The sequence below is a fragment of the Burkholderia sp. NLJ2 genome (assembly GCF_049487195.1).
Taxonomy (GTDB): Bacteria; Pseudomonadota; Gammaproteobacteria; order Burkholderiales; family Burkholderiaceae; genus Burkholderia; species Burkholderia pyrrocinia.
The window spans coordinates 2,782,698-2,802,322 of record NZ_CP137808.1; the positions used below are offsets into that span (position 1 = coordinate 2,782,698).

Sequence of the window (19,625 nt, forward strand, 5' to 3'; positions counted from 1 at the left end):
CATCGGCCCGACGGCCGCGCGATCAGGACGCCTTGGCGACCTTCTCCGTCTTCTCGGCCTTCGGCACGCGGCGCTCGGCCCATTCGACGATCGGCCGCCACTGTTCGAGATCCTTGTCGACCCGGCTCTTGGCGACGTCCCACAGCGTGAGCCCGTGCGCGGCGATCTGCACGTAGTTCTGCGTGTCGCGCACGTAACCGAGCACCGGCAGGCCGAGCCCTTCCACGAAGCGGTGCAGCTGGTCGGACGAGCGCGTGCGCGCATCGACCCGCATCCCGACGATCCCGACCTCGACGTTGCCCTTGCGCATGGCCTTCTCGCCGGCGAGGCGCTCCAGAAACTGCTGGGTCGCGAGAATATCGAACATCGACGGCTGCAGCGGCACGATCACCTTGTCGGCCAGTTGCAGCGCGACGCCGAGCCGGTTGCCGTGCAGGCCGGCCGGCGTATCGATCACCGCATATTCGAGGCCGCGCGGCGGCTTCGACGGCGCGTCCGGATCGAGATCCCACGCCTCGATTGCCGGCAAGCCGGCCGGCCGCAGGTCGAGCCACGCGTGCGCGGACTGCTGCCGGTCCAGGTCGGCGAGCGCGACCCATGCGCCCTGCGCCGCGAAATAGCCGGCAAGATTGGTGGACAACGTGCTCTTCCCCACGCCGCCCTTCGGATTCGCCACCACGATCACCGTCATGAATTCCCCCGAAAAAGCCACGCGGCGCCGGCCGCATGGCTGGCGCCGCTCGATTGCGGATACAGGGAGCGATGATATCGGCAAACGGGGGATCACCGGAACGGGTTGCGCCGAACGGTGTGCCGCTCATGCGCCCGTCATGCGCGCTGAACCGCGGCCTCCCGTGCACCGATCGCGAACGCGCCGCCGCCCAGCAGTGCCTGCACGGCAAGCGTGACGGCCCAGAACGCCGGATATTCCCAGCCGCCGTTCGGCGACGAGAAGCTCCAGCCGTTCGGCAGATGCGCCGCCGTTGCGCCGAGCATGAACGGCAGCAGCGCGAGCGCGGCGACGCGCACGCGGAAGCCCGCAAGCAGCGCAAGGCCGCCGGCCAGTTCGACGAACGTCGTCAGGTACGCGAGCCAGCCCGGCAGGCCGATCGACGCAAAGAACTGCGCGGCGCCGGGTAGCGTGAAGACGAACACCTTCTGCGCGACGTGCGCGAGGTACAGCACGCCGAGCGCGACGCGCAGCAGCGTCGCGGCGAAATCGTTCAGGCGATTGGGGTTCATGGCGGATTCCTTCGTGAGTGGATGAGAATGGACCCCACTCTATTCGAAGCGATTCGGCCGATAAACACGCCAATCCGCTTTAACTGATTCCCACCAGGAACGAATAAGACCAAAAAAAGGGCATGACCGATCATGCCCCGATACCTGCGTCAGTAACCGCTTTTGCCTTGCGTGGCATCGCCGGAACCGGACTGGCTGCCGCCCGGTGCATATGAATCGCACGCGTGCGCAACCGCCGATGCGCCCAGCAGCGCCGCGAGCAGCACGCTCCACCACCATCGAGCCTTCATCGTCGCACTCCTCCAGACGGACATCCGCCCTCCTGTGTTGTATGCGATCCGGCGGAAAAAGCGAGGGCGGCACGGCGCCGCTTCAACGAAACTCGGCGTACAGCGTGTCGAGGTCGAGATGTTCGGCGAATGTGTCGGCCAGCCGTTCCAGCGATGCCTCGCGCAGCGCCGGATAGTCGATGCGGTCCGCGCCGTCGAGCCCGGCCCACGCGAGCAGCGCCGCGCACGCGTCGGGCGCGTCGAACAGCCCGTGCACGTAGGTCGCGAGGATCTGGCCGTCGGCGGAAACCGCGCCGTCCGGGCGCGCGCCGCCCTGCGCGGAGTCGGCTGCCAGCGTCAGCGCGGGCGCCGAGAGCGCGGGCCCGCGCGTGTCGCCCATGTGGATTTCGTAGCCGCGCACGGCGGCCCCACCCGGCAGCGCGAGATGTCCGGTCACGTTCTTCAGCGTCTTGTCGGGCTGCAGCGTCGTGTCGAAATCGAGTAGCCCGAGCCCCGGCACGCTGCCGGGCGCGCCTTCGAGGCCGAGCGGATCGTCGAGCGTGCGGCCGAGCATCTGCATCCCGCCGCAGATGCCGATCACCTTGCCGCCGTAGCGCAGGTGGCGACGGATCAGCGCGTCCCAGCGCGCGTCGCGCAGCCATGCGAGGTCGCGCTGCACGCTCTTCGAGCCGGGCAGGATCAGCAGGTCGGCATCCGGCACCGGGCCGCTCTTCCAGTAAGAGAACTCGACCTGCGGATGCGCGCGCAGCGGATCGAAATCGGTGTGGTTGCTGATGCGCGGCAGCGCGGGCACGACGACGCGCAGCACGCCGGCGTCGCCGCGTGCGGCGGCGCTACGTGCCTGCGCGGGCAGCATGTCCTCCGCATCGAGCATCAGCCCGTGCAGGTACGGCAGCACGCCGAATACCGGCTTGCCGGTCTGCGCGCGCAGCCAGTCGAGCCCCGGTTCGAGCAGCTTGAAGTCGCCGCGGAAGCGGTTGATCACGAAGCCACGCACGCGTGCGCGCTCGCTGTCCGACAGGCACGCGAGCGTGCCGACCAGGTGCGCGAACACGCCGCCGCGGTCGATGTCGGCGACGAGCACGACCGGGCAGTCGACGCGCTCGGCAAAACCCATGTTCGCGATGTCGCCGTCGCGCAGGTTGATCTCGGCCGGGCTGCCGGCGCCCTCGACGATCACCGTGTCGTAACCGGCGCGCAGGCGTGCATACGACTCGAGCACCGCGTCGAACGCGACCGGCTTGTAGTCGTGATACGCCCGCGCGTTGAGGTTCATACGCGCCTTGCCGTGAATGATCACCTGCGCGCCGCGGTCGCTCGTCGGCTTCAGCAGCACGGGGTTGAAATCCGTATGCGGCGCGACGCCCGCGGCCAGCGCCTGCAGCGCCTGCGCGCGGCCGATCTCGCCGCCGTCGGCCGTCACCGCGCTGTTGAGCGCCATGTTCTGCGGCTTGAATGGCGCAACGCGCGCGCCGGCACGGCGCGCCAGGCGGCACAGGCCCGCGACGAGCGTGCTCTTGCCCGCGTCGGAGGTCGTGCCCTGGATCATCAGCGTGCCGCGCGGCCGCAACTCGGGTGCATTCATCGTGTAAAGGTCGTCGCGAATCAAAGGCCGCATTATCGCCCGCGCCGGTACGCCCGCGCCGTTACAATCACGCGATGATTCCGCACGACCTCACCTTCGTCCTCGGCGGCGCGCGCTCGGGCAAGAGCGCGCATGCCGAGCAGCTCGCGGCCGACAGCGGCCGCCCCGTCACCTACATCGCGACCGCGATCGCCGCGGATGCCGAATTCGCGCAGCGCATCGCGCATCATCGCGCGCGCCGGCCGGCCGAATGGGGGTTCGCCGATGCGCCCGTCGACCTCGCCGGCACGCTCGCGCGGCTCGACGATCCGCACGCATGCCTGCTGGTCGACTGCCTGACGCTGTGGCTCACGAACCTGCTGTGCCCGGCCGACGGCAAACCGCTCGACGATGCGCAGTACGCGGTGCAGGTCGAGCGACTCGAGCACGCATTGCGCGGCGCGCGCGCGAAGGTGATCGTCGTCAGCAACGAGATCGGGCTCGGCGTCGTGCCGCTCGGGTCGGTCACGCGCCGCTACGTCGACGAACTCGGGCGCCTGAACCAGCGCGTCGCCGCGCTCGCGACGCGCGTGACGCTGCTCGTCGCCGGGCTGCCGCTCGACCTCAAGACGGGAGCGCCGTCATGCTGATGCTGTCGCTGCCCGTCGTCGCGATGCTCGCGGTCGCGGCCGCGATCGTCGACCGTGCGATCGGCGAGCCTGCCGGCTGGCATCCGCTCGTCGCGTTCGGCCGGCTCGCCGCGCGCATCGAAGGCGCATTGAACACCGGCCGGCACGGCCGCGTGGTCGGCGTCGCCGCGTGGGCCGCAGCCGTCGTGCCGCCGGTGGCCGTCGCCGCATGGCTCGTAGCCGCGCTGCCGTGGCCGCTCGCGGCCGCGCTGCACGTCGCGCTGCTGTGGTTCGCGCTCGGTGCGAAAAGCCTCGCCGACCATGTCGCACCGATCGCCGCGGCGCTGCTGCGGCGCGACCTCGACGCCGCGCGCACGCTGACCGCGCGTATCGTGTCGCGCGATACGAGCGACGCCGACGAAGGCGCGTTGTCGCGCGCGGCCGTCGAATCGGCGCTCGAGAACGGCAACGACGCGATCTTCGGCGCACTCTTCTGGTTCGTCGTCGCGGGCGGCCCCGGCGCACTGCTGTTCCGCCTCGCGAACACGCTCGACGCGATGTGGGGCTACCGCACGCCGCGCTTCCTGACCTTCGGCTGGGCTGCCGCGCGGCTCGACGACGCGCTGAACTGGATTCCCGCGCGCCTCACGGCCGCGAGCTACGCGCTGCTCGGCGATACGGCCGCCGCATGGCGCTGCTGGCGCACGCAGGCACGCCACTGGGACAGCCCGAACGCGGGCCCCGTGATGGCCGCGGGCGCCGGCAGCCTGAACGTGCAGCTCGGCGGCCCGGCCGTCTATCACGGCGAGATCGAGGATCGTCCGGCACTCGGCACCGGCGCAACGGCGACCGCCGTCCACATCGTCGCCGCGCTGTCGCTCGTCACACGCACGCTCGCGCTATGGCTCGCGCTGCTGGTCGCGAGTGGCGCACTCGTCATGGCCACCCATCATGTCTGACACACGCATCGCGCACGGCGGCAACCTGCATGAAGCCGCACGCCGCCACGGCATTCCGTACGACGCGTGGCTCGACCTGTCGACCGGCATCAATCCGGTCGGCTATCCGGTGCCGCCCGTCCCGGCCGATGCGTGGCGCCGCCTGCCCGACGACGGCGACGGCCTCGCGGCCTGCGCCGCGCAGTACTACCGCGCGCCCGATCCCGCGCACGTGCTGCCGGTCGCCGGCAGCCAGGCCGCGATCCGCGCATTGCCTGCGTTGCTGCCGACCGGCGACGCCGGCGTCGCGTCGCTCGCCTATGGCGAATACGCACCCGCGTTCGCGCGTCACGGCCACCGCGTCGTTCCGCTCGACATCGGCACGGATACGCTGCCGGCGACGCTGCGTCACATCATCGTCGGGAATCCGAACAATCCGACCGCCGAATTCGTACCGGCCGAGCGCCTGCTCGGCTGGCATGCGCAGTTGTCGGCACGCGGCGGCACGCTGATCGTCGACGAAGCGTTCGCCGATACGGGCGCGACGCAATCGCTCGCGCCGCAGGTCGATCGCCCGGGGCTCGTCGTGCTGCGCTCGGTCGGCAAGTTCTTCGGTCTCGCCGGCATCCGCGCGGGCTTCGTGCTCGCCTGCCCCGAACGGCTCGTCGCGCTGCGCGACATGCTCGGCGCATGGACGGTCGGCGGCCCCGCGCGTCACGCGGTCGCCGCGGCGTTCGCCGATCGCGCATGGCAGGCCGCCGCGCGCGATCGGCTCGCGACCGACGGCGAGCGGCTGGCCGCACTGCTGCGCACGCACGGCTTCGCGGTTCGCGCGACACCGCTCTTCAGCTGGACCGACGACCCGCGCGCCGCGGCGCTGCACGCGGCGCTTGCGGCACGCGGCATCTGGACGCGACACTTCGCGAAGCCGTCGAGCGTGCGCATCGGCCTGCCGGGCAGCGAAGCCGAATGGCAGCGCCTCGGCGACGCGCTCGCGCACTGCGTGCCGACGCTGCAACAGGAATCCGCATGACCGCGCGCAAGTTCCGCCGGCTGGCGCCGGCCGCGACCCTGGTCGCGCTCGCTCATGCATCGCTCGTCCACGCGGATGTCACAACGCGTGACGACGCCGGCAATACCGTCACGCTGCCTGCGCCCGCGCAGCGCGTGATCAGCCTCGCGCCGCACGCGACCGAGCTGGTCTACGCGGCCGGCGGCGGCGCGAAGCTCGTCGGTACCGTCACGTACAGCGACTACCCGCCGGCCGCGCAAGCGGTGCCGCGCGTCGGCGACAACAAGGCGCTCGACCTCGAGCGGATCGCCGCGCTGAAGCCCGACCTGATCGTGGTCTGGCGGCACGGTAACGCCGAGCGGCAGACCGACGCGTTGCGCGCACTGCACATCCCGCTGTTCCTCAGTGAACCGAAACATCTCGACGACGTATCGTCGTCGCTGCGCCGGCTCGGCACGCTGCTCGGCACGCAGCCGGCAGCCGATGCGGCCGCGGCGTCCTTTGCGCGCGATATCGCGACGCTGCGTGCACGTTACGCCGCTCGCGCGCCCGTCACGATGTTCTTCCAGGTCTGGGACCACCCGCTGATGACGCTCAACGGCGCGCACCTGATCAACGACGTGATCGCGCTGTGCGGCGGCCGCAACGTGTTCGCATCGCTCAAGCCGCTCGCGCCGACCGTCACCGACGAGGCCGTGCTCGCGGCGAATCCGGAAGCGATCGTGACGACGAGCGCCGGCGCGACGCGCTCGGACGAACCGTTGCCGAGCCTGGCACGCTGGCGTGCGTGGCCCGCGCTGACGGCCGTTGCGCGCAACAACCTGTTCGCGATCGACGGCGACCTGCTGACACGGCCGTCCCCGCGGATCGCGCAAGGCGCGGCCGCGCTGTGCGAGGATCTCGATGCCGCACGAGCGCGGCGGACGGCGCGCTGATTTCCGGCGACTCGCGCATGTGTCGCGCACCTGTCCGTGATGCATCCGGTGCTTGAGATGGTTTGACCGCGCGTCGTGTCATTCACATGCAGACGCGGGCGAGCTTATTGATCCCAGTGCATGACTTCCCATGTTCGCGCCGCATCGTCCGCACGCAGCCAGACGACACCAGCTGTCGGCACCGGCCGCGACAGCAGCGTATCGAGCGGCACACGCAACACATGCGACGCAAACGCGCGGATCACGCCCGCATGCGTGACCGCCCACTGCGGCCGATTGACCTGCACAACCGCATCGGCCCGCCGTGCAACCCGCGCGGCGAACCGCTCGACGCTTTCGCCGCCATGCGCGCACGCATGCATCAGGTCGGCCGCCCACGCATCGAGCGCCGCACGGTCGATATCGTCCCAGCGCTGCATTTCCCATGCGCCGAAATCCATTTCCTGCCAGCCGGCATCGCGTTGCAGCGGCACATCGAATGCCTGCGCGAGCCGTTCGGCAACCGACGCGCATCGCGTCAGCGGGCTCGTCCAGATCCGTTCGGGCCGCGGCGCACCGAGAGCCGACAGATGCGCGCGCACGGCATGCGCGCCGGCATCGGCCGGCGCGGCGAGCGGCACGTCGCTGCGCCCGTAGCAGACGCCCGGTTCGACGGCAACGGCCGGATGGCGGATCAGGACGACGTCCATCCGAGCACCACGAGATAGATCGCCAGTTCGTTCAGTTGCTGCGCGAAGCCGAGGCAGTCGCCCGTATAACCGCCGATCCGCTTCACGAAATAACGGGCTGCCCACGCGCGCACCAGCACGAGCGCGACGCCTGCGGCGACACCCGTGCGCCAATCCGGCCAGAACAGCCACGGCAATCCGAAACCCGCCGCGACGCACGCCGCGCGCGCGCCCATCCGTTGCGCGACCGGTTTCGCCTTGCCTTCGGGGCGCACATAGTCGAGCGACATCAGCAGGCTGACGGCCGCCGCGCGGCTCGCCGCATGCGCGGCGATCATCGTCCATGCGGCGCGCAGCGGCGGCATCGCCGCGAGCGCCTGCCATTTCAGGCCGAGCGCGATCACGAGCGCGACCGCGCCGAACGTGCCGATCCGCGAGTCGTGCATGATGCGCAGCACGTCGTCGCGCGTATAGCCGCCGCCGAACGCGTCGCAACTGTCGGCCAGGCCATCCTCGTGGAAGGCGCCGGTCGCGAGCAGCGTCGCGGCCATCGACAGCCCGACCGCGATCGACGCGGGCAGCACGCGCAGCGCGGCGAGATAGACAAGCGCGCCCCACGCGCCGACGCATGCGCCGACGAGCGGGAAATAGCGCGCGGCCTGGTCGAGATCGCCGGCCGCGTAGCCGATCGCGCGCGGCACGGGCACGCGCGTGAAGTACCCGAGCGCGACGAAGAAGTAGCGCAGTTCGGCACGCACGCACGCGCGGTCAGGCGTCACGATTGTCGACGCCAGCGGACTCGAAGCTCGCCATCTCGCTGAGGAACGCAGCCGCCGCGCGCACGAGCGGCAGCGCGAGCGCCGCGCCCGTACCTTCGCCGAGCCGCAGGTCGAGCGCGAGCAGCGGCTTCGCGCCGAAGTGCTCGAGCATGCGCCGGTGCCCGGCCTCGTGCGACGTATGCGAAAACACGCAGTAGTCGCGCACGCCGGGCACGATGCGCTCGGCGACGAGCAGCGCGGCCGTCGCGATGAAACCGTCGACGAGGATCGTCATTCGCTCGCTCGCGGCCGCGAGATACGCGCCCGTCATCATCGCGATCTCGAAACCGCCGAACGTCGCGAGCACGTCGAGCGGCGCGATCGCGTGCGAGTGCTTGACGAGCGCGCGGCCGAGCACCGCGCGCTTGTGCGCGAGGCCCTGGTCGTCGAGGCCCGTGCCGCGCCCGACACATGCGTCGATCGGCACGCCGAGCAGGCGGCTCATCAGGCACGCGGCCGACGACGTGTTCGCGATCCCCATCTCGCCGAAGCCGATCACGTTCGTGCCGAGGGATGCGTGCAGGCGCACGCGTGCCGCACCGGCCGCAAGCGCCGTCATCGCCTCGTCGTGCGTCATCGCCGGCTCCGCCGCGAAGTTGCGCGTGCCGCGCGCGACCGGCAGCGACACCAGCCGGTCGGACAACGGCAGCGGCGACGCCACGCCCGCATCGACGATCTCGAGCGCGCTCTGCGCGACGCCCGAGAACGCGTTGATCGCCGCGCCGCCGGCCAGGAAGTTCGCGACCATCTGCGCGGTCACCGCCTGCGGATAGGGACTCACGCCCTCGGCCGCGATCCCGTGATCGCCTGCGAACACGATCATCACGGGGCGCTGCACGACCGGCCGCTCGGTGCGCTGGATCAGGCCGATCTGCAGCGCGATCGCCTCGAGCTGGCCGAGGCTGCCGGGCGGCTTGGTCTTGTGGTCGATCACATGCTGCAGGCGCTTGCGCAGCGCATCGTCGAGCGGCGCGATCGCGGGCGGGAATTGGGTCGGAGTCGTCATCGAAGAACCCTGTCGTTGGCGCGGCCTGCGCCGCGCATCGTAAAGGAAAAGGTCATTGTCGCTCGGGCCACGCAGGCAGCAGCGCGTCGCGGCCATGCTCGCGAATCAGCACGAGCGGATAGCCGAACGCGTCGCTGGCGCGCTCGGGCGTCAGCACGTCGTGCACGGGGCCGGCCCATGCATGACCGCGGCCGTCGAGCAACAGCGCATGCGTCGCGAAACGCCGCGCGAGATTCAGGTCGTGGCACGAGAACAGCACCGTGCGCGGGCCCGCGTCGAGCCACGCGGCCAGCGCGGTCAGGCAGTCGATCTGGTGATGCAGGTCGAGATGCGCGAGCGGCTCGTCGAGCAGCATCAGCGGCGCATCCTGGCACAGCGTCGCGGCCAGCGCGACCCGCTGCCGCTCGCCGCCCGACAGCGACAGCACGTCGCGCGACTCAAGTGCGGCAAGGTCGAACGTCGCGAGCGCATCACGCGCGGCCGCGCGGTCGCCGTCGCGCTCCCAGCCCCAGCCGCCGAGATACGGAAAGCGATTGAGCAGCACCGTGTCGAACACGGTCGCGCTGAATGCATCGTGCAGTTGCTGCGGCATCAGCGCACGGCGCTGCGCGAGCTGCGCAGGCTTCCATGCGACGAGCGGCCGGCCGTCGATCTCGACGCGCCCGCCGGCTGGCGGCTGCAGCCCCGCGAGCGTCGCGAGCAGCGTCGTCTTGCCCGCACCGTTCGGCCCCGCGACGCACCAGATTTCGCCGGGACGGAAGGCCTGCGTGAGACCGTCGAGCAGTGTGCGCGCGCCGGCCTTCAGCGTCAGGTCGACGGTCACGCAGGCCATGTCGTTGCCGGCGGCAGCGGCGTGCTGTGCAGTGCCCGTCATCGCATCGGTCTCCTCAGCAACATCCACAGGAACACCGGCACGCCGATCAACGCGGTCATCACGCCGACCGGCAGTTGCGCGGGCGCGATCGCGGTGCGCGCGAGCAGGTCGGCCGCCATCACGCCGCCGCCGCCCGCAAGCATCGCGGCCGGCAGCAGCATGCGCTGGTCGTTGCCGAACGCGAGCCGCAGCGCGTGCGGCACGACGAGGCCGACGAAGCCGATCGTGCCGGCCGTCGTCACCGCGGCCGCGGCGGCCAGCGACGCGACGAGATAGATCCGCACACGCAGGCGCGCGACGGGCACGCCGAGCGCGAGCGCGGTCGTGTCGCCGCGCAGCAGCACGTTCAATTGCGGCGCAGCCGGCAGCGCAACACATGCGGCCAACAGCAGCGCACCCCATGCGAACCACGGCGCGGTCACGCCGTTCAGGTCGCCCGTCAGCCAGAAGATGATCCCGCGCAGCCGCGCATCGGGCGCGAGCGACAGCAGCAGCGTGACGAGCGCGCCCCACCCTGCCGCGATCACGACACCGGTGAGCAGCAGCCGCGGCGACGCGTCGCGCGAATCGCCGCGCCACAGCTCGCGGCGCGCGAGGCCGAGCACGAGCGCGACCGACACGAGCGAGCCCGCGAACGCCGACGCATCGACGAGCCACCACGCACCGCCCGCGATCATCGCGACGAGCGCGAACCCGGCCGCGCCGCCGGACACGCCGAGCACGTACGGTTCCGCGAGCGGGTTGCGCAGCAGCACCTGCAGCAGCGCACCGGCAAGCGCGAGCAGCGCACCGCATGCGAAACCCGCGAGCGCGCGCGGCAGGCGCAGCGTGCGGACGATGTCGGCGAACAGCGCGTCGCCGCCATGCGGCACGAGCGACGCGAGCGCCTGCCACGGCGACATCGGCACGCTGCCGATCGACAGCGACGCGACGAACAGCAACGCGACCGCAGCGGCCAGCGCGGCCCAGATCGCGGCGGCGCGCGCGGCGCTCATGCCGCGCACGGCCCCGCGCACGACGCGCGGCGCATCCGCTTACTGCTGCTGCCAGCCGAGCGTGACATAGGCACCGCGCTTCGGCGTGTTGTAGGCATATGCAAGCTCGTAGTCCTTGTCGAGCAGGTTGTCGATGCGCGCGCTGACGTACCACGACTTCGTGATGTTGTAGCGCGCGGACAGGTTGACGATCCCGTAGCCGCCGAGCCGCCCGCCGCCCGAATCGTTACGCGCGCCGCTCACGAGCCATTCGCCGCCGACGCGCCACGCGCCGAACGCGCGGTTCACGGCCATCGACGCGAAACGTCGCGCGCGGCGGTCGAGATCCTGATTCTGCGTTTCGTTGACCGGGTTCTGCAACGTGGCGGCAACCCGTACGTCGGTCGCGCCGACATGCCCCTGCCACGACCCTTCGAGCCCCTGCACCTTCGCGCTGCCGACGTTCTGCGCAATATAGTAGAAACCGCTCCCGTCGGGCCGATAGTTGATCAGGTTTGCATAGCGCGTCTGGAACGCGGTGAGCCGCATCACGCCCACTGCATCGGACGCGTACTGCAGCGCGGCCTCGATCGAATGGCTGCGCTCCGGCTGGATCGACGGGTTGCCGGCCATCGGGTAATAGAGGTCGTTGAAGCTCGGCGCGCGGAACGCGTCCGAATAGCTCGCGGTCACCTTCCAGCGATCGGTCAGTTCGAGGCCGTAGCCGAGATAGTAGGAATTGGCGCCGCCGAAGTCCGAGTACTGGTCGCGGCGCAGGTTCGCCTGGAACTGCTGGCGGCCGAAGCGCCCCGAGTAACCGATCCAGCCGGAATTCACGTGACGCTGCGGCGCGGCATACGCATTCGACATGAACTGCTGGTCGAGCCGCTCGTAGCCGGCCTGGATCAGGTGTTCTGGCGCGATGCGGAAGTCGTTTTGCCACGTGTACTGGCGGTTGTCGGTATTGAAGTGATCGGTGTAGACGCCGTTCAACGCCGACTGGCTGCGATCGTTGCCGGTCGAGACGCTCAGGTGAGCGGTCCACCAGTCGGTCAGCTTGCCGTTCGCGAACGCACGCACCTGCTGCACGCGCGAATAGAGGTTGTTCAGGTCGGTCGGCACGCCCCACGCATTGTCGTAGCTGTTGTTGCCGTTCGACTGGAAGTAGCTGACGCCCGCATCCCAGCGGTCGTTGAAGCGGTGGCGCAGCGCCGCGGTGATGCTCTCGTTCAGGTAGCCGTTCGCATTCGGATTCGCGTTCGGCTTCTTCGCCGGGTCGAGCGCGGAAAAACCGTTGTCCTTGTCGCGTGCGATCGACACGCTGAACGTCGTCTTCCCGTCGCTGTCGAGCCGGCCCGATACGCCGACCTGCTGTGTCTGTGTGCCGTAGCTGCCGACGCCGACCGCGAAGTTGAAGCGCGGCGGATGATTGCCGCCGTCCTTCGTGAACACCTGCACGACGCCGCCGATCGCGCCCGAGCCGTACAGCGACGACACGTTGCCGTTGACGATCTCGACGCGCTCGATCTGGTCGAGCGGCAACTGGCTCAGTTGCGCGGCACCGAGACTCGCGGAATCGACCCGCACACCGTCGATCAGCACGAGCGACTGCGTCGACTCCGCGCCGCGCAGGAACATCGTCGCGCTCGCGCCCGGGCCGCCGTTGCGCACGATCTGCGCGCCGGGCGCGAGCGCGAGCAGCGTCGGCAGGTCGGCGCCCGGGTGCGCGGCGATATCCTGCGCGTCGAATACGGTGGTTTGCGGAATCGTGTCGGCCAGCGCCTGCGGCGCGCGCTGCGCCGTGACGACGACCGGTTCGAGCATGGTTGCAGCGGCCGGCTGGGCCGCGGGCACTGTGGACGTTGCCGCGGGTACGGCGGACGCCGCGGAATCGGCATTCGCCGCGGTCTGCGCGGCGGCGGCCAGCGGCAATCCGCAGAGCGCGCCGAGCGCCGTGCGGACGATTGGGGTCAGCATGAAGATAAATCCCGTGAAGCACTGCGCGCCCCGCCTCCCCGCAGGCCACGCGTCACGAAGCCCGTGAGGGCTCCCCGCCTCGGCCGGTATCCGGGCTGGCGGCGTACCGGCTCGCCTTCCCGCGCGATGACGCGCAGTGGCCCGCGCCCGCGTGCGAAACCTGCACGCGGAACGCGCCCGAGCCGGCCTGCGTCACTGGACGCGGCCGCTTACCGTTGCGGGGGCAGCGCAGGTTGGCGGTCTCCTGGCGGAGCCCGCGCCCTGCTTCCCGTTTAACCGCGCGTTCCACGCGCGAGCACCGAGGCGGCGCCAGTTTAGGAGCCGCTCGCGCGAGCGTCAAGGAAGCGTCCGGGCACGCACGGGACGCGCCTATTCGCGGCAAGAAGCGGGGGTGTTACGACTGGAAACGTTACAGATGTCGGATTGCGCGTTATTCCGCGCTAAAATGCTGGGTCTTTAGAGGACGCAGCAAATGCTCAACGAACTCGAAACTTTATCTCAAAATATTGGCCGTCTGATTTCGCTGAACAAGCGCTATCACTCGGAACGGCTCGCGCTCGAGGAGCAGGTCGCGCAATTGCGCGCGGAAGCGGACACGGTCCGTGCGGAACTCGCGCAACTGCGCGACGAACGCAATGCGCTCGCAGCCGAGCGCGACACGCTGTCGGCAAAGATCGACGACGCGCAGGTGAAACTGAACGCGATTCTCGAAAAGCTGCCGCGCTCGAAAAGCGCGGAACAAGCCGACAACCAGCTCGACCTGCTGGATGCGCAGGCGCGTACGGATGGCGATGACGCGGCCAGCCACGGAGAACATGCATGAGCACCAAGCAGATCGAAGTCTCGATTCTCGGTCAGGCCTATCGTCTCGCCTGTTCGGCCGAGACCGAAGCGGCGCTGCTCGAGGCGGTCGCGCGCGTCGACGCCGAAATGTCGAAAATCCGCTCGAACAGCTCGGTACGCGGCACCGATCGCATCGCGGTGATGGCGGCGTTGTCGCTCGCATCGGAATTGCTGCGGCTGCAAACGAGCGTGCGGCACGGTGAAGCATTTCCGGCGGAGGAAATCCGTCGTACAATGCACCAGATGAACGAACAGCTCGGCGCGGTGCTCGCACAGCACGAGACGCAGTAACGTTTTAATCGATGCGTCGATTCTCCTTGATCTCGGCGATCAACGGTGGTCAAATTGGCGCATCGAAACACAGTTCAGTCAGCTTCCCTGCCTGGTTCGCCAAGGTCATATATTCCTTGAACCAATGCCATGTGCACGGTTGCGGAAATTTGTAGCACGGGCGCGCGCGTCACTCTGTCTGATGTACCCGAAGTGCTGCTAACTGCGACCAATTCTGAACCTCAGGTTCAGGATGCCGGCCTAGCGGCCAAGGCGGGGACCTATCCAACGGCATCGGGCAAAGCCCGGTGCCGTTTTCTTTTGTAGCAGCCTCTTTCTGCGTCGATCACGATCCATGCAATACTGGCTGATGAAGTCCGAACCGGACGAAGCAAGCATCGACGATCTCGCCAACGCACCGCAGCGCTCGCTGCCGTGGACCGGCGTGCGCAACTATCAGGCGCGCAATTTCATGCGCGACACGATGAAGATCGGCGATGGCGTGCTGTTCTACCACTCGAGCTGCCCCGAGCCGGGCATCGCAGGCCTCGCCGAAGTGTCGTCGACGCCCTACCCCGATCCCACGCAGTTCGATCCGAAAAGCCCTTATTACGACCCGAAGTCGACGCAGGACGCGCCGCGCTGGCTGCTCGTCGACGTGCGCTATGTGAAAAAGGCGCCGCTCGTGCCGCTCGCCGCACTGCGCGAACACGACGAACTCACCGACATGCGCGTGCTCGCACGCGGCAACCGGCTGTCGATCACGCCAGTCACGCGCGCCGAATGGCGGTTCATCACCGAAAAGCTGATGAAGTAGGCGCACGCAGCAGGCGCGCGCCAAAGGTCAAATCTCGTCAGCACGCGCGGCCGCCACGGAACTCGCGGGTCTTTCGCGCAGCCTAAGCAACCGCTGTCGGCCTATCGGGCCGGCTGTTTTTTTTCGTTGCGCGGTACGCCCGCGTCGTGCACGCGTGATCCGCGTGCGCGCCCTCGCACAAGGAGCCCAACAATGACCAAGAAATCCGCACTCGCGCTGTCGCTCGCCCTCGCCGCCGCCGTTCCCGTCGCGCTGACGCTCGCGTCGCCCGCCGCACACGCGCAGACCGCGAATCCGCACTTTCCGGAACCGGCGGGCGTGCTGTCGCTTTCGTCGCAGGCCAGCGCCGACGTGCCGCAGGACATCATCCACATCACGCTGTTCTACGAACAGCAGGCCAAGGATCCGGGCAGCCTCACGTCCGCACTGAACCAGCGCGCCGATGCCGCGCTGTCGCAGGCGAAGGGCGTCTCGGGCGTCTCCGCACACACGGGCGCATTCTCCGTGTATCCGAGCACCGATCGCGACGGGAAGATCTCCGCATGGCGCGGCCGTACCGAGGTCGCGCTCGAATCGCGCGATTTCGCCGCGGCGTCGAAGCTTGCAGGCCAGCTGTCGAACCTGATGCAGGTCGCGAACGTCGAGTTCTCGCTGTCGCCTGAAGCGCAGCGCACGGCCGAGCAGAAGCTCACAACCGACGCGATCAAGTCGTTCCGCGCCCGCGCGGACGAAGCCGCGAAGGCGTTCGGCTACAGCAGCTATACGATCCGCGATGTCAACGTCGGCAGCGGCCGCAACGTGCAGCCGTACCCGCGCATGATGGCGATGGCCGCGGCGCCGATGGACAGCGCGAAGATGAGCGCACCGATCGCGGTCGAAGGCGGCAAGGCGACCGTGTCGGTCACCGTCAACGGCTCGGTGCAGATGAAGTAACGCGCAACGCGCGGCTGTCAGAAACGCGAAACGCCGGCCCGAAGGCCGGCGTTTTTTATTTGCATGCGTGTTGCCGATGCACGCGCCAGTTGCGCGCGCATCGGTATTGCATCACGCAGCCGCATTCGCCGCGCGACGGCGATACGCCCAGACCATCAGCGCGATGCCCGCGATGATCATCGGCAACGACAGCCACTGCCCCATCGACAGGCCGAGCGCAAGCAGGCCGAGGAAGTCGTCGGGCTCGCGTGCGAACTCGACCGTGAAGCGCGCGAGGCCGTAGCCGATCAGGAACAGCGCGGACACGGCGCCCATCGGCCGCGACTTGCGCGAGAAGAAGAACAGCGCGAAAAACAGCGCGATGCCTTCGAGCGCGATTTCATAGAGCTGCGAAGGATGGCGCGGCAACATCTGGTACTGCATGAACACGTCGGCGAGATGCCACTTCTCGACGAGCGCCGGATGTTTCGGCAGCCATGCCGCATCGTCGCGCATCGCGCCCGGGAACAGCATCGCCCACGGCGCCGTCGGGTCGGTCACGCGGCCCCACAGCTCGCCGTTGATGAAGTTGCCGAGCCGCCCGGCCGCGAGCCCCGTCGGCACCATCGGCGCGACGAAATCGGTGACCTGCAGCCAGTTGCGCTTGCGCTGCCACGCGAACAGCATCATCGCGAGCGTCACGCCGAGGAAGCCGCCGTGAAACGACATGCCGCCTTCCCACACCTTGAACACGTCGAGCGGATGCGAGAAGTAGAAATCGGCCTTGTAGAACAGCACATAGCCGAGCCGGCCGCCGAGCACGGTGCCGAGCACGCCGTAGAACATCATGTCGTCGATGTCCTTCGCGGTCCAGCCCTGTGCCGCGACGTGCGGCAGCTTCAGGCGGATCCGGCCGACGACGATCGCCGCGATGAAGCCGACGAGATACATGAGGCCGTACCAGCGCACGGCCAGCGGCCCGAGATGGATCGCAACGGGGTCGAAATTCGGGTGAATGATCATGGGTTAGCGAAGAAGTTTTCGAATGCGGTACGGCGATCGCGAACGCGCAGCACCGCGCATTGGACGGCACCGATGCACCATCGTTCACGTCACGCGGCGAGGCCCTGCGCACGCACGACGTCGATGAAGCCGGCGAGCACCGGACTCACGTCGCCCGTGCGCCACACGAGGCCTGTCTCGACGACCGGCGCGTGACCGGCGAGCGGCCGGTAGACCACGCCGGTGCGCCGCAGGTTACGCAGCGATTGCGGCACCAGTGCGACGCCCATGCCGGCCGACACGAGGCTGACGATCGTCTGCATCTGGATCGCCTCCTGGCCGATGCGCGGAGTTTCCCCCGCCGCGCCGTAGCAGCCCGTAATGATGTCATAAAAGCCGGGCGCCAAACGACGCGGAAAGATCACGAGCGGCAATGCGGCGACATCGGCGAGATGCACGGGTTCGTCGTCGGGCGCGTCGGACGCTGCCGCCGGCATCGCAACCACCAGCGGCTCGCGCACGACGGGCAGGTACGACAGCCCGGCCGCGTGACGCGGCGGCACCGGCGGAATGACGAGCCCCGCGTCGATGCGGCCGGCGACGAGCTCGTCGATCTGCACGTCGCTCGTCGCCTCCGAGAGTTGCAGGCGCACCTGCGGATAGCGCGCGCCGAACGCGCGCAACAGCGACGGCAGCAGCCCGTAATCGGCAGTCGACACGAACGCGAGCGACAGCGAGCCGGCCTCGCCGCGCGCGAGCCGCCGCGCGAGCGGCGGCAGCGCATCGGCCGACGCCAGCAGCCGGCGCACGTCGGGCAGCAGCGCCGCGCCGACCGCCGTCGGCGCCACCGACCGCTTCGTGCGGACGAACAGCGCGACGCCGAGCGCGTCCTCGAGCGCCCGGATCGCCTGCGACAGCGGTGGTTGCGTCATCGCCAGGCGCTCGGCCGCGCGGCCGAAATGGCGCTCGTCGGCAACGGTCATGAAATAGCGCCACTGGCGCAGGTCGGGCGTCGGATCGGCCATATGTCACTCATTCGTAAAACGACTTAATAAGCGACAAATAATATATTGGACATCCCAATCCGGAAACTCCATTCTTGTTTCATCCGAACCGGCACGCCGCTCGCGGGCGTCGCCCAGACAACGATGGAGTCCCCCATGTCGTACAACCGTCGCTCGAAGCACATCACGCAAGGCGTGGCCCGTTCGCCGAATCGCTCGATGTATTACGCACTCGGCTACCAGAAGGACGATTTCGACAAGCCGATGGTCGGCATCGCGAACGGCCATTCGACGATCACGCCGTGCAATTCCGGCCTGCAGCGCCTGTCGGACGCGGCCGTCGAGGCCGTGAAGGCATCCGGCGCGAACCCGCAGATCTTCGGCACGCCGACGATTTCGGACGGCATGTCGATGGGCACCGAAGGTATGAAGTACTCGCTCGTGTCGCGCGAGGTGATCGCCGACTGCATCGAAACCTGCGTCCAGGGGCAATGGATGGACGGCGTGGTCGTCGTCGGCGGCTGCGACAAGAACATGCCGGGCGGCATGATCGCGCTCGCGCGCCTGAACGTGCCGGGCATCTACGTGTACGGCGGCACGATCCGCCCCGGCCACTGGAAAGGCCGCGACCTGACGATCGTGTCGTCGTTCGAGGCCGTCGGCGAATTCACCGCGGGCCGGATGTCGCAGGAGGATTTCGAAGGCGTCGAGCAGAACGCGTGCCCGACGTCGGGTTCGTGCGGCGGCATGTACACCGCGAACACGATGAGTTCGTCGTTCGAGGCGCTCGGGATGTCGCTGCTGTACTCGTCGACGATGGCGAACCCCGACCAGGAGAAGGTCGATTCGGCCGCCGAATCGGCGCGCGTGCTCGTCGAGGCCGTGAAGCGCGACCTGAAGCCGCGCGACATCATCACGAAGGCGTCGATCGAAAACGCGGTGTCGGTGATCATGGCGACCGGCGGTTCGACCAACGCGGTGCTGCACTATCTCGCGATCGCGCATGCGGCCGAGGTCGACTGGACGATCGACGACTTCGAGCGCATCCGCAAGCGCGTGCCCGTGATCTGCGACCTGAAGCCGTCGGGCCGGTACGTCGCGACCGACCTGCACCGGGCCGGCGGGATTCCGCAGGTGCTGAAGATCCTGCTCGATGCGGGGCTGCTGCACGGCGACTGCATGACGATCACCGGCCGCACGATCGCCGACGAACTGAAGGACGTGCCGAGTGTGCCGCGCGCGGACCAGGACGTGATCTTCCCGATCGATCGCGCGCTGTACAAGGAAGGCCATCTTGCGATCCTGAAAGGCAATCTCGCGGAAGACGGCGCGGTCGCGAAGATCACCGGCCTGAAGAACCCGGTGATCACGGGCCCCGCCCGCGTGTTCGACGACGAGCAGAGCGCGATGGATGCGATCCTCGGCGACCGGATCCGCGCAGGCGACATCCTCGTGCTGCGCTACCTGGGCCCGCAGGGCGGCCCCGGCATGCCGGAAATGCTCGCGCCGACGTCCGCGATCATCGGCAAGGGGCTCGGCGAATCGGTCGGCTTCATCACGGACGGCCGCTTCTCGGGCGGCACGTGGGGCATGGTGGTCGGCCACGTCGCGCCCGAAGCGTTCGTCGGCGGCACGATCGCGCTCGTGCAGGAAGGCGACTCGATCACGATCGACGCGCACCGGCTGCTGCTGCAGTTGAACGTCGACGATGCCGAACTCGCACGCCGTCGCGCCGCGTGGAAACAGCCGGCGCCGCGCTATACACGCGGCGTGCTTGCGAAATTCGCGGCCCTCGCGCGGCCGGCGAACAAGGGCGCCGTCACGGGTTGACGCGAGTTCGCCGCAACATG

General features: G+C 69.0%; 21 protein-coding genes, 1 other RNA gene and 1 riboswitch. Of the genes, 10 read left to right on the forward strand and 12 right to left on the reverse strand.

The window, feature by feature from the left end; translation table 11 throughout:
- Positions 1-22: 22 nt before the first annotated feature.
- The 4 genes from R9B84_RS12780 to R9B84_RS12795 all read right to left on the reverse strand — a co-directional run bounded on the left by R9B84_RS12780 (position 23) and on the right by R9B84_RS12795 (position 3,117).
- Positions 23-691, reverse strand: coding sequence for a ParA family protein (locus R9B84_RS12780; RefSeq protein WP_047901042.1), 669 nt, complete (start codon positions 689-691; stop codon positions 23-25).
- Positions 692-828: 137 nt separating this feature from the next.
- Positions 829-1,242 (reverse strand): DoxX family protein, encoded by a 414-nt coding sequence (locus R9B84_RS12785; protein WP_065499421.1) that lies wholly within the window; start codon positions 1,240-1,242, stop codon positions 829-831.
- 149 nt (positions 1,243-1,391) lie between these two features.
- Positions 1,392-1,532 carry a hypothetical protein gene (locus R9B84_RS12790; RefSeq protein WP_167316019.1) on the reverse strand — a complete coding sequence of 47 codons (141 nt, stop codon included), beginning with the start codon at positions 1,530-1,532 and terminating at the stop codon, positions 1,392-1,394.
- Between the two features lie 82 nt (positions 1,533-1,614).
- Positions 1,615-3,117, reverse strand: coding sequence for a cobyric acid synthase (locus R9B84_RS12795; RefSeq protein WP_423758218.1), 1,503 nt, complete (start codon positions 3,115-3,117; stop codon positions 1,615-1,617).
- A 74-nt stretch (positions 3,118-3,191) separates the two neighbouring features.
- Here R9B84_RS12795 and cobU point away from each other — a divergent pair, with 74 nt between their 5' ends.
- From cobU to R9B84_RS12815, 4 genes are read left to right on the forward strand one after another with little or no spacing between them, the layout of a single operon-like run.
- On the forward strand, positions 3,192-3,746 hold the full coding sequence (gene cobU, locus R9B84_RS12800) for a bifunctional adenosylcobinamide kinase/adenosylcobinamide-phosphate guanylyltransferase (protein WP_423758219.1): 555 nt from the start codon (positions 3,192-3,194) through the stop codon (positions 3,744-3,746).
- Entirely contained in the window at positions 3,740-4,684 is a 945-nt protein-coding gene (cbiB, locus tag R9B84_RS12805) for an adenosylcobinamide-phosphate synthase CbiB (protein ID WP_423758220.1), read from the forward strand. The genes cobU and cbiB overlap by 7 nt, the downstream gene beginning before the upstream one ends.
- Positions 4,677-5,696, forward strand: coding sequence for a threonine-phosphate decarboxylase CobD (cobD, locus tag R9B84_RS12810; protein WP_423758221.1), 1,020 nt, complete (start codon positions 4,677-4,679; stop codon positions 5,694-5,696). Before cbiB ends, cobD begins: the two co-directional genes overlap by 8 nt.
- Positions 5,693-6,610: a cobalamin-binding protein gene (locus R9B84_RS12815; RefSeq protein ID WP_423758222.1), complete on the forward strand. Its 918-nt coding sequence runs from the start codon at positions 5,693-5,695 to the stop codon at positions 6,608-6,610. The genes cobD and R9B84_RS12815 overlap by 4 nt, the downstream gene beginning before the upstream one ends.
- A 104-nt stretch (positions 6,611-6,714) precedes the next feature.
- On the opposite strand, the gene cobC is transcribed toward R9B84_RS12815, so the two are convergent.
- The 6 genes from cobC to R9B84_RS12845 are packed head-to-tail and all read right to left on the reverse strand — an operon-like array spanning position 6,715 to position 12,927.
- Complete coding sequence (cobC, locus tag R9B84_RS12820; RefSeq protein ID WP_423758223.1) at positions 6,715-7,299, reverse strand: alpha-ribazole phosphatase; 585 nt, start codon at positions 7,297-7,299, stop codon at positions 6,715-6,717.
- Positions 7,284-8,057: an adenosylcobinamide-GDP ribazoletransferase gene (locus R9B84_RS12825; protein WP_423758224.1), complete on the reverse strand. Its 774-nt coding sequence runs from the start codon at positions 8,055-8,057 to the stop codon at positions 7,284-7,286. The genes cobC and R9B84_RS12825 overlap by 16 nt, the downstream gene beginning before the upstream one ends.
- Positions 8,047-9,102 (reverse strand): nicotinate-nucleotide--dimethylbenzimidazole phosphoribosyltransferase, encoded by a 1,056-nt coding sequence (gene cobT, locus R9B84_RS12830; protein WP_423758225.1) that lies wholly within the window; start codon positions 9,100-9,102, stop codon positions 8,047-8,049. Before cobT ends, R9B84_RS12825 begins: the two co-directional genes overlap by 11 nt.
- Before the next feature lie 52 nt (positions 9,103-9,154).
- Positions 9,155-9,976: an ABC transporter ATP-binding protein gene (locus R9B84_RS12835; RefSeq protein ID WP_423758226.1), complete on the reverse strand. Its 822-nt coding sequence runs from the start codon at positions 9,974-9,976 to the stop codon at positions 9,155-9,157.
- On the reverse strand, positions 9,973-10,971 hold the full coding sequence (locus R9B84_RS12840) for a FecCD family ABC transporter permease (protein ID WP_423758227.1): 999 nt from the start codon (positions 10,969-10,971) through the stop codon (positions 9,973-9,975). The genes R9B84_RS12835 and R9B84_RS12840 overlap by 4 nt, the downstream gene beginning before the upstream one ends.
- Positions 10,972-11,010: 39 nt before the next feature.
- Positions 11,011-12,927: a TonB-dependent receptor domain-containing protein gene (locus R9B84_RS12845; RefSeq protein WP_423758228.1), complete on the reverse strand. Its 1,917-nt coding sequence runs from the start codon at positions 12,925-12,927 to the stop codon at positions 11,011-11,013.
- A gap of 64 nt (positions 12,928-12,991) precedes the next feature.
- A riboswitch (cobalamin riboswitch) is annotated at positions 12,992-13,245 on the reverse strand.
- A gap of 154 nt (positions 13,246-13,399) precedes the next feature.
- Here R9B84_RS12845 and R9B84_RS12850 point away from each other — a divergent pair.
- The 5 genes from R9B84_RS12850 to R9B84_RS12870 all read left to right on the forward strand — a co-directional run bounded on the left by R9B84_RS12850 (position 13,400) and on the right by R9B84_RS12870 (position 15,790).
- Positions 13,400-13,750, forward strand: coding sequence for an ATPase (locus R9B84_RS12850; RefSeq protein ID WP_006478092.1), 351 nt, complete (start codon positions 13,400-13,402; stop codon positions 13,748-13,750).
- A complete protein-coding gene (locus R9B84_RS12855) occupies positions 13,747-14,061 on the forward strand; it encodes a cell division protein ZapA (protein ID WP_011352906.1) in 315 nt (104 codons plus the stop codon). The genes R9B84_RS12850 and R9B84_RS12855 overlap by 4 nt, the downstream gene beginning before the upstream one ends.
- Before the next feature lie 81 nt (positions 14,062-14,142).
- Positions 14,143-14,324, forward strand: a non-coding RNA gene (gene ssrS / locus R9B84_RS12860) — 6S RNA.
- A gap of 71 nt (positions 14,325-14,395) precedes the next feature.
- Complete coding sequence (locus tag R9B84_RS12865; RefSeq protein ID WP_423758229.1) at positions 14,396-14,857, forward strand: EVE domain-containing protein; 462 nt, start codon at positions 14,396-14,398, stop codon at positions 14,855-14,857.
- A 192-nt stretch (positions 14,858-15,049) separates the two neighbouring features.
- Positions 15,050-15,790 (forward strand): SIMPL domain-containing protein, encoded by a 741-nt coding sequence (locus tag R9B84_RS12870; RefSeq protein WP_423758230.1) that lies wholly within the window; start codon positions 15,050-15,052, stop codon positions 15,788-15,790.
- Positions 15,791-15,901: 111 nt separating this feature from the next.
- On the opposite strand, the gene lgt is transcribed toward R9B84_RS12870, so the two are convergent.
- Positions 15,902-16,792, reverse strand: a complete 891-nt coding sequence (lgt, locus tag R9B84_RS12875) for a prolipoprotein diacylglyceryl transferase (protein WP_423758231.1) — start codon at positions 16,790-16,792, stop codon at positions 15,902-15,904.
- Between the two features lie 89 nt (positions 16,793-16,881).
- A complete protein-coding gene (locus R9B84_RS12880) occupies positions 16,882-17,796 on the reverse strand; it encodes a LysR substrate-binding domain-containing protein (RefSeq protein WP_423758232.1) in 915 nt (304 codons plus the stop codon).
- A 135-nt stretch (positions 17,797-17,931) separates the two neighbouring features.
- On the opposite strand from R9B84_RS12880, the gene ilvD reads away from it, so the two are divergent.
- Positions 17,932-19,605: a dihydroxy-acid dehydratase gene (gene ilvD / locus R9B84_RS12885; RefSeq protein ID WP_338638435.1), complete on the forward strand. Its 1,674-nt coding sequence runs from the start codon at positions 17,932-17,934 to the stop codon at positions 19,603-19,605.
- Positions 19,606-19,625 lie beyond the last annotated feature (20 nt).

Bases quoted from the DNA above. Each gene is read 5' to 3' on its own strand.
- R9B84_RS12880 (WP_423758232.1), bottom strand. From the start codon at position 17,796: ATGGCCGATCCGACGCCCGACCTGCGCCAGTGGCGCTATTTCATGACC.
- cobT (WP_423758225.1), bottom strand. From the start codon at position 9,102: ATGACGACTCCGACCCAATTCCCGCCCGCGATCGCGCCGCTCGACGAT.
- R9B84_RS12840 (WP_423758227.1), bottom strand. From the start codon at position 10,971: ATGAGCGCCGCGCGCGCCGCCGCGATCTGGGCCGCGCTGGCCGCTGCG.
- R9B84_RS12835 (WP_423758226.1), bottom strand. From the start codon at position 9,976: ATGACGGGCACTGCACAGCACGCCGCTGCCGCCGGCAACGACATGGCC.
- R9B84_RS12845 (WP_423758228.1), bottom strand. From the start codon at position 12,927: ATGCTGACCCCAATCGTCCGCACGGCGCTCGGCGCGCTCTGCGGATTG.
- R9B84_RS12850 (WP_006478092.1), top strand. From the start codon at position 13,400: ATGCTCAACGAACTCGAAACTTTATCTCAAAATATTGGCCGTCTGATT.
- cbiB (WP_423758220.1), top strand. From the start codon at position 3,740: ATGCTGATGCTGTCGCTGCCCGTCGTCGCGATGCTCGCGGTCGCGGCC.
- R9B84_RS12780 (WP_047901042.1), bottom strand. From the start codon at position 691: ATGACGGTGATCGTGGTGGCGAATCCGAAGGGCGGCGTGGGGAAGAGC.
- R9B84_RS12865 (WP_423758229.1), top strand. From the start codon at position 14,396: ATGCAATACTGGCTGATGAAGTCCGAACCGGACGAAGCAAGCATCGAC.
- R9B84_RS12855 (WP_011352906.1), top strand. From the start codon at position 13,747: ATGAGCACCAAGCAGATCGAAGTCTCGATTCTCGGTCAGGCCTATCGT.
- cobD (WP_423758221.1), top strand. From the start codon at position 4,677: ATGTCTGACACACGCATCGCGCACGGCGGCAACCTGCATGAAGCCGCA.
- R9B84_RS12815 (WP_423758222.1), top strand. From the start codon at position 5,693: ATGACCGCGCGCAAGTTCCGCCGGCTGGCGCCGGCCGCGACCCTGGTC.
- R9B84_RS12870 (WP_423758230.1), top strand. From the start codon at position 15,050: ATGACCAAGAAATCCGCACTCGCGCTGTCGCTCGCCCTCGCCGCCGCC.
- lgt (WP_423758231.1), bottom strand. From the start codon at position 16,792: ATGATCATTCACCCGAATTTCGACCCCGTTGCGATCCATCTCGGGCCG.
- cobU (WP_423758219.1), top strand. From the start codon at position 3,192: ATGATTCCGCACGACCTCACCTTCGTCCTCGGCGGCGCGCGCTCGGGC.
- R9B84_RS12785 (WP_065499421.1), bottom strand. From the start codon at position 1,242: ATGAACCCCAATCGCCTGAACGATTTCGCCGCGACGCTGCTGCGCGTC.
- ilvD (WP_338638435.1), top strand. From the start codon at position 17,932: ATGTCGTACAACCGTCGCTCGAAGCACATCACGCAAGGCGTGGCCCGT.
- cobC (WP_423758223.1), bottom strand. From the start codon at position 7,299: ATGGACGTCGTCCTGATCCGCCATCCGGCCGTTGCCGTCGAACCGGGC.
- R9B84_RS12790 (WP_167316019.1), bottom strand. From the start codon at position 1,532: ATGAAGGCTCGATGGTGGTGGAGCGTGCTGCTCGCGGCGCTGCTGGGC.
- R9B84_RS12795 (WP_423758218.1), bottom strand. From the start codon at position 3,117: ATGAATGCACCCGAGTTGCGGCCGCGCGGCACGCTGATGATCCAGGGC.